We start from the raw sequence: 8,745 nt of genomic DNA on the forward strand, positions 1-8,745 counted from the left end.
CTATGAACAAATTCTAATGAATATGATTAGTCATATAAAGGGTGGACAGACAGCGTTTACTTGGACAGGCCCTTTTGGATCTGGCAAATCTAGTTTGGCTTTATTTCTACAGGGCTTAGTAAGTCATGATAAAGAGATTGTTGAAATCGCATCTTCTAAGTTAAGCAAAAAAAATAAGACTGCTATTGTTAAACACTTTAACTCGGAAGGCCAACAATGGAAAACGCTTAACCTAACAGGTCAGACGATAGCGCCAGAGCGGATATTTAGAGATGCACTCGGATTACCCTCAGGTGCAGATGCAAAGGAGATTTTAGAGGCATTAGATAGCTATATCGATGATGAACAACGCCTTATTATTTTTATTGACGAGCTAGGTAAGGTGTTTGATGGTGCGGCTAAGAGTCATCGTCCAGATGATATTTATTTTCTACAACAGCTTGCTGAGTTTGTGAATAGAACTAGTGGAAGAATACTTCTAATAGGCATGTTGCATCAATCTTTTACAGCTTACGCGCGCCAAGCGACTGCTAAAACGCATAATGAGTGGATGAAGATTCAGGGTAGGTTTGTTGATTTTGCCATTACATTATCAGTTGAAGAGCAGATCTATCTGATTGGTCAAGTCATCAATATAACGAATGAACAGTTAGAAGAGCACAAAGACAACGCTGAATTTACTGCCCAAATTCAGTCGCTAGTGGCTAATATTACTAACTACCGCCAAACCAGCTCTGAGAGTTTAACCCAGCTGTTAAGTGATGTATTTCCTCTACATCCGCTTGTGGCAATTTTGCTATGCAAGTTGTCTCAAAAGAACTTTGGGCAAAATCAGCGTAGCATCTTTTCTTTCTTAATGTCTTCCGAACCGAACGGTTTTGGCTATTATCTGAAAAATACTAAGTTAGAAGAGTTTGCCTTATTTAAGCCCCATCAGTTCTGGGATTATCTAGATAGTAATTTAAATAACGCTATTATTGCCTCTGAGTACAGTAAACAATGGCTACTCTCTCAAGCAGCAGTCAACCGTTATGAAGGACTTGATGACGAGGCAGCCGTTAAGTTAATTAAAATAATTGCTTTGATTAGTATTTTCGCAGATGGTACAGGAGTGCACGCGAGTCCTGAGCTATTACAGACACTATTAGACATAGATAAAGATCAGCTAAATGATCTTATAAAGTCTTTAGAGTCTGCATCCATTATATTTTATAGTAAATTTAAACAATCTTATGTTCTTAGTGAAGGCAGCGACTTTAACCTAAACGATGCGGTGAGAGAACAGATTCAGGATCTTGACTCGCTACCATTTGAGCAATTAGAACAGTTTGAGCCTATCGTTGCAAAGAAACATTATCAACTCACGGGTAGCCTGCGTTGGATGGAAGTTAAGCTACTTCCCGTTACCGATGGATTAGAAGAAGTACTTGCGAGTCTACAAGATGGTATAAATGCATCATTAGTTGGATACTTCTGCCTATTAATACCAAAAAATGATGAAGAAGTATTATTGGCAACAGAGATTTGCAAAAAAATAGACAGCTCTGATCAATTCAATAACTTAGTTGTCGCGGTCTTAGATAGTCATACGATTATCATCGATATGTTGAAAGATAAAATTGCACTTAGTAATATTTTAAAAAACGAAGAAAGATTGCTAAACGATAAGATTGCAAGGCAAGAGACAGAAGGGCGTCTGGTTGAGATAGAAGATGCTTTAAATACCTTGCTTGACAAGAGTTTGAATGCATCGAAATGGTATAGCAAACATTTAGCAAGCCCTGAAACCCAGTTGAATAGATTCAAGCTTTCAGCACTTGCATCAACCATCGCCGATAAGCAAGTTACCCAAAACTTCATATGTAATAATGAGCTGGTTAATCGTAATAAACCCTCACCTAGCGCTAAAGGCGCTATCCGTGAATTGCTTAAACGTATGATTGAACGTAGTGAAGAGGCAAGCTTAGGAATTGATAAGTTTCCACCTGAAAAGGGCGTATATGAGTCGGTTATTGTCAAAAATGGTTTGCATAAAGCAGATAGCGAGGGTAATTATTATTTTTCTAAGCCTGATGATATGCAGTTACAGGCCATCTGGAAGTGTGCCGATAACATCATTGCTGAGGCTAAAGGGGATCTAGTTACTGCTAAGGAAATCTACGAAGCCTGGCAGGCACCTCCTTATGGCGTGAAAGCAGGACTTCATGAAATCCTATACATTGCCTACATATTATCGCGTCACAGTGACTTAGCTAATTATATCAATGGTGAATATAAGCCTTCGGTCCAATACTTATTGGCTGAGTACCTGATAAAAGTCCCTGCTGATGTAGGTGTAAGAGAGGTATCTTTCTTAGAGGGCGTCCAATCGTGGATTCATGTTTTAAGAGACAGGTTGCAAGAAGAGTTCGGCGCTCGTCTAAATACTCAGATTGAGGATGAACCACTACCGATTGCTCAAGCATTAGTTAGTATTTTCTATGGTTTGCATCCATGGATTCAGCGTACTAATACCTTATCACCTAAAACTAAGCAGCTGCGCGATATTTTGAAAAAAGCAAATGATCCTAATCAACTGCTCTTTGATGATTTGCCTAAGTTTTTTAACGCAACAGATGATGATGATGCAAAAGTAGAAAAAATAATTGAAGGTCTACAAGAGTTAGATAAGGTTTATCCAGATCTAGTGTCTGAGATAAATATGGGACTACAGAATTATCTTAAAATAAAAGAAGACAGTGTTAACCCTTATACTGAAATCAATAAACGCTCAGAAGCATTATTTGGCAAGTCCGGTGATTATTTGTTAGATGCGTTTATAGCTAGACTTGTTAAATACGATGGCTCTATGAACGATGCTGAAAGTTTAATCAGTTTGCTGGCGGGTAATAAGCCCTCTAAGAAGTGGATCGACCAAGATATCATCAAGGCGCAACAGCGTATTGCGACGTATGGGTTTCAGTTTTTAGAAGCAGAGGTCAACGCTGATGTGAATGCCAGTCCAGATAGACAAAAAGTCGGGGTGATTACGAAGTCTCCTAATGCAACGACCAGCCGAGTAAGAGAAGCGCACATCACCTCTAAAAATATCGAGCCTATCAATAAAAAGGTAGAAGAAATTACAAACTCTCTAAAAGCAAGTCAATTCGATATGAATGATAGAATTGCTGTCATTGCGAAGCTCTTAGAAGCTCTAAATGAAGAAGATGCTGAAAAGGAAGAATCTTAAATGTCGAAAATAAAGCACGTATTAGGTATATCAGGTGGTAAAGATAGTGCAGCATTGGCTATTTATATGCGTGATAATTACCCAGATTTAGAGATTGAGTACTTCTTTACCGATACTGGCAAAGAGCTTGATGAAGTGTATGAGTATCTCTCTTATTTAGAAGGGTACTTAGGTAAACCTGTACAACACATCAATCCTGATAGAGATTTTGACTTTTGGCTAACTCAGCATAATGATTACTTGCCATCGCCCCAGGCTCGCTGGTGTACCATCAAAATGAAGCTAAAGCCGTTTCAAGACTGGGTACAGGGCTTTTTAGATGAGGGCTATGAGGTACACTCATATGTCGCTATTCGTTCAGATGAGCCATACCGTACTGGTTATGACTCCAGTGATGAAAAACTGGTTATTAAACTGCCTTTCAGAGAAGACGGAATTGATAAGCCGGGCGTTATGGATATCTTAGAAAACTCTGGAGTAGGGCTACCGTCATATTATGAGTGGCGTACTCGTAGTGGGTGTACCTTCTGCTTTTTCCAGCGTAAGATAGAATGGGTAGGGTTATTAGAGCGCCATCCTGAAGCTTTTAAAGAGGCTATGGCTTATGAGAAGGAAGCACTAGCTAACCAAACCCCCTTTACTTGGTCTGAACGTGAATCCCTAGAAGAGCTTAGTCGTCCTGAACGCATCGCTGAAATTAAAGCAGATCATGACAAGCGACTTGCTAAAATGAAGAAGCGAATTAAGGTTAATCCGCTTAGACCTGATGGTGAGCCTGAGTTAGATATGGATGATATTTATGGTCAAGGCAAAATGTGTGTGATGTGTCATAAGTAGAAATTATCTACAAGTACATGATTATTCTAGGAAAAATACTTGGCTATAATTTGGTCTCTTGACCTTAATAATCTCGTTTTCATAGAACTCTAAATACGATGTAAAGTTTTGCAAAAATATTTTGACTTCTCTTCTATACGGGGAGAAGTCATCTAATATATGGTTATGCAAATAGGCTGTTATAGCACCAAAGCTAGCAGACTTACTTTCTTGTAATGATATAAACCGATGAATAAATTTAAATACGTTTGATTGCTTAAACTTGGTTTTGTCTGAGGGAGTTGTACCGAACATCGTTTGATCATGAACTATATCTTTCTCACTATACTTTGATAAGTCAAATGGATTGCTCTTTGGGAAGTCTTCAATAAATAGTCCTAACAACTCTTCTTTAGGCTTTAAATCAACTGTTTCCCATTCATCAGGTATATTATTTAATGACGTAGTATTAATCAATGCAAGCTCTTTTTGCATTTTCTCGATATCATTGATATTTATTTGTACACACTGAGCAAGATAATTATCAATTTGAGACAAGTCTGAACTTGATAGTTGACAGCTATAGTTAAGTTCAAAATTTGGATAATGGGAGAAACCTAAGCCATTTGCAGTTAAATTTGAGCTGCCAATAACAGCGTCTTTCGAGTCAAATATATAAATTTTAGCGTGTAATTTATAATCAATAAAGCAACTAACCCCTTTAGAAATTAACTGCTTTAGTACATTAAGATCACAGCTGCCTCCTATACAGTCAGATGGTCTACACCTAATGTATAAGCTTATATTTTTTTCAAAATCATTTTCTTTAAAGACTTCAAGTATAGAACCAGTTAGAAAGGCACTAATAAAGCATATTGAATTGGCTTGCTCTATTAGTGTCTGTAAAACTTTAGTAATGGACCTAGTATCTATAATATGATTATCTTGAACTATAGGTAAACTAGTAATCTTCTTCATCGCTTAAATATCCATCTAACATTACACCCCATTGTTGACGAGATAACTCATATCTCCTTCTGACAGCTTCTGTTGGTGCTTCTTTTTCCATTCTACCCCAAGCAGCTAAGCACAGTTTCAAGAGCATTTGGTCTCTTTCTGTGGCTTTTGACATGAAGTTCCGGTAGAAGTTATGTTCAGTATTAATTTGTATCAGCGTGAATCCTTGAATGATAGAAATATCAAACAACATCGTTTGCGGACCATCTCTTTCATCAAACTTTACAATAATATTATTTTCTATCACATCTTTAATAAGCTGATCTAACTCAATTTCATTGTAGTTTTTTTCGCTTAACACTTCTTTCATGTCTTCAGGGTTAGGTTTGTCCTCATCACCTGCTGTAGGATGTTCGTTTGCACGTTGTTGTTCCGCATTCGTTGCTCTAACCGTTGCTAAATCAGTATTATCAGGAGCTTCAGACTTTTTATCTCTACCATAAGATATTTTCTTCTTATCTAACTCACTATAAACCTCAAAAGCTTTTTCTATATCAGAAAGACACTGTAATAAAAGCGCATAATCCGGATCACTCTGTTTTATGACTTCGATGACTTTAGATTCATCTACATCTTCTTGTAGAGCTATTTCTGGTAAATTAGGAGGCTGGATTTTGGTAGCACTTTGCTTATTATTAGTTACACCAAAAAACTTATCTAAACTAGGTGAGAAATGAATTTCAACGCCAATATATCTATCTTTCTGATAGTTATCCTTAATTTTAAAATCTCTTTTTAAATCCAATTCTCTGCCAGACCGAATGATAGAAAGGCCTATATTGGAAGCAAATTGCCTTCCAACATCTGTACTGCCAATTTTTGCGTTTGTTTGCTCAGTCATTTTATTAGCAAAGTCTTTTTTTATAGAGGACGTCCTAATAATATAAGAACCTTTTGTACCATCTGATAGAGTAATATCTTTTTTACTTAGATTTTCATCTGCATTAATATCGAATAAAGACTGTCCTTTAAAATCATCAGGGAAATCTTTCATTTCCTCTACAACAGTCCCTTGCATCAAATACATTGGGTCATTTGCTTTAAAGTTAACAGATTCCTCTAGTTCATAGGATTGAGTTGAATGATTATATAAGTAATTCTCAAAAACAATACGAACCCTTTTGTTCTCATTTTTATGTTGCAGCATATATCGATACATACGCCCAATAAGATTTTGCGTATGTTTAAGTAGAGTCGCAGATGTTTTCCAATGCAATCTATCAAGCTCAGACCATGCGATGACTGTACCAGATGTAGGTATAGCACCTTTATATGCATCTGCAAGCTTGCTGTCGAGTTTACGTGTTACTGGATAAGGAATCGCTTCTTGCTCACCGCTTTTTATTTTATCAACATCTAGATAAGTGTAAAAAGGTTGATTACCTTCTATCCAGCTCCAAACTTCAGTTTTTTTACACTGGGATATACTTGAGTTTGGTAATCCCATACCGAATTTACCCATACCTTCAGGGTCTTCTTTATTTTTTGAAGCCCCAAACTCTAGAGACATATATAGTGTTTTTTCATCCATGCCATAACCATCATCTAATATAGCTATTTTTTGGATACGTCTGCGACTAGTAGAATTAATCTGCTCGTAAGCTTCAAAGCAGACAAAGCGTACAACTTTAGCTCCAGCTTGAATACTGTTGTCAATAAGTTCAGCTAGTGCATAAGCTGTATTTTTATATCCATTATCACGCATTGACTCAATCACTTGAGAAGGACGTACATACGGATGTTGCTCTAAATTCATAACTAATCCTTATTTTTTAGACTTCCAACTGGTGTCCCAGTATTTAAAAGCGTTATACATATTGTTGAATTGTTTGTCTTCATCTTTCACAGTGTAGATACGACAATTTTTACTTCCGCCACTTTTGGGACCACGCATAGCACGTCCCGCCATTTGCAAGTATTGTATTAGGGACGATGTAGGCCTGGTGATAAAAACGGAATTAGTACAAGGTGCATCGAAACCAGCAGTTAAGACGCCATAATTAATTAGAACTCTTATCTCCTGATTTTTATAGCGTTGTATAGCCACACTGCGTTGATAAGAGTCAGTTTTACCTATAATAACTTTGGATTTTACTCCTGCGTTATTTAATAGGATTTCTAGTCTTTTAGCATGGTTAACGTTTAAAGCGAACACGATGCCTTGGTTCAGAGCTCCAGGCCTCTCTTCTATTTCAGGGTGAGGTGCATTTATCTCTGCAATCACTGTACTTATGATTTCATCATTACGTAGATCACTATCAGCAAGATAGTTTAATAGTTTGCTATCTTTTTCGAAATCACTATGCATTCTAAATACAGTTTCACTATTATCATAGTTAATAGGTAGTATTGTGTAGTTAGATAAGAATTTTTCCTCGATGAGATATTCAATTATTGATACGTAGCCATCAATAATTGGTGTAACCTTATTATTGCTAAACAATTCACTTAATTGCTGGTTCTCTTCGTCGTCCTCACTGTTTATATATGTTTTCCTACCTGGAGTTGCGCTCAGGCCTAGTAAGAAGCAGTTAACTCCTGCTTTTTCTATAATATCTAAAATAATATCTTTATAAGTGGAAGCTAGTGCTTTGTGAGCTTCATCAAATATCACTAAACCTACGTTTTTTTTAAAGTGATCAAGGATGAGTTTGGCACTTGCTTTATCTGATGATTCTTGAGAGCGAAACTTCTGTAATCCAGCAACAATAAAACCTTCATTAATACCACTAAGCGAGAGCTCCGAGCTACTATAGAATGCAAAACTTCCCATTCCTCTATTACCTATACTTTGCCAAGCTATGTTAAATTCGTTACGTGCTTGTTCACACAGCTCTACAGTGTCTGCAAACCAAATGACACTTTTGTGAGTATTATCCCTTAAGTACTCGCAAATAAAATTAATGGCTGTGCGAGTTTTTCCGGCGCCAGTAGGTAAATGAAGTAAAGCTCTGTGCTCTTTATTATCATATAGATGCCATAAATCGGAAGTACAGCTTTGCTGGTATTTACGAATAGGATATTTGGGCTCAATACGTCTGACAGCGTCAAATTTAGAGTTCTGGGTTAGTTCTTTAGTAGTAGAGTAAAAGCCTAAAATCTGACTTAACTGAGCTATATTTCTTTTAAAGTACTCTGTTACAGCTAGATATTTATTGCTTTCCAATACTTCAATACCAAAGTGGTTAATAAGGTTTTGTAAAGAGGGTAATGATTGCTTGCTAATGACTAGCTCAATAAAGGATAGTTTTTTATCTGAATCTTCCGCTAAAATTTCATCAATTTTTGTCAAAATTAATGCATGGTAATCTATAGGGATCTTCTTCTCCTCCAACTCTTCAATAATTAATCTTGTTTCATTGTCATAATAATCATAACAGTCCATTTTAGAAAAGTTAGTAAGTAGTTCAGTTGGAGCAATATTCATATAAAATCCATTATCTAAAATATATGTTTTTCTATAGCCTGATATGAAATCTGATGCTAATAATTAAGAAGAAGATAGATTATTCCCTATAGAGGAGAGGGATTATAACTTTACGGGCTTTAGAATAAAAGACCTTAAGCTGTATTTAGCCAACTAAGTTTTAATAATCTATGATTTCTATCAAACCCCAATATTGCCCAAGCTACCTGGGTATTTCTTTGAAAGCTAAACAATTCGCTAAGCTATACAAGACGGT

Annotated in this window: 5 protein-coding genes; 2 read left to right on the forward strand and 3 right to left on the reverse strand. The window is 36.5% G+C overall.

Annotated elements, in window-relative coordinates; all coding sequences use genetic code 11:
• The first annotated feature begins 16 nt into the window (after nt 1-16).
• Both JMX82_RS09490 and JMX82_RS09495 read left to right on the forward strand, forming a co-directional pair.
• Nucleotides 17-3,229 (forward strand): hypothetical protein, encoded by a 3,213-nt coding sequence (locus tag JMX82_RS09490; RefSeq protein ID WP_201540366.1) that lies wholly within the window; start codon nt 17-19, stop codon nt 3,227-3,229.
• Nucleotides 3,230-4,066 (forward strand): phosphoadenosine phosphosulfate reductase family protein, encoded by an 837-nt coding sequence (locus JMX82_RS09495; protein WP_201540367.1) that lies wholly within the window; start codon nt 3,230-3,232, stop codon nt 4,064-4,066.
• Between the two features lie 21 nt (nt 4,067-4,087).
• On the opposite strand, the gene JMX82_RS09500 is transcribed toward JMX82_RS09495, so the two are convergent.
• Genes JMX82_RS09500 through JMX82_RS09510 form a run of 3 tightly spaced genes read right to left on the reverse strand, consistent with a single transcriptional unit; the run spans nt 4,088 to nt 8,489 of the window.
• A complete protein-coding gene (locus JMX82_RS09500) occupies nt 4,088-5,023 on the reverse strand; it encodes a phospholipase D family protein (protein ID WP_201540368.1) in 936 nt (311 codons plus the stop codon).
• Nucleotides 5,007-6,818, reverse strand: a complete 1,812-nt coding sequence (locus JMX82_RS09505; RefSeq protein WP_201540369.1) for an ATP-binding protein — start codon at nt 6,816-6,818, stop codon at nt 5,007-5,009. Before JMX82_RS09505 ends, JMX82_RS09500 begins: the two co-directional genes overlap by 17 nt.
• Before the next feature lie 9 nt (nt 6,819-6,827).
• Entirely contained in the window at nt 6,828-8,489 is a 1,662-nt protein-coding gene (locus JMX82_RS09510; RefSeq protein ID WP_201540370.1) for a DEAD/DEAH box helicase, read from the reverse strand.
• Nucleotides 8,490-8,745: the final 256 nt, after the last annotated feature.

It is taken from the genome of Psychrobacter sp. 1044 (assembly GCF_904846525.1).
Lineage (GTDB): Bacteria > Pseudomonadota > Gammaproteobacteria > Pseudomonadales > Moraxellaceae > Psychrobacter.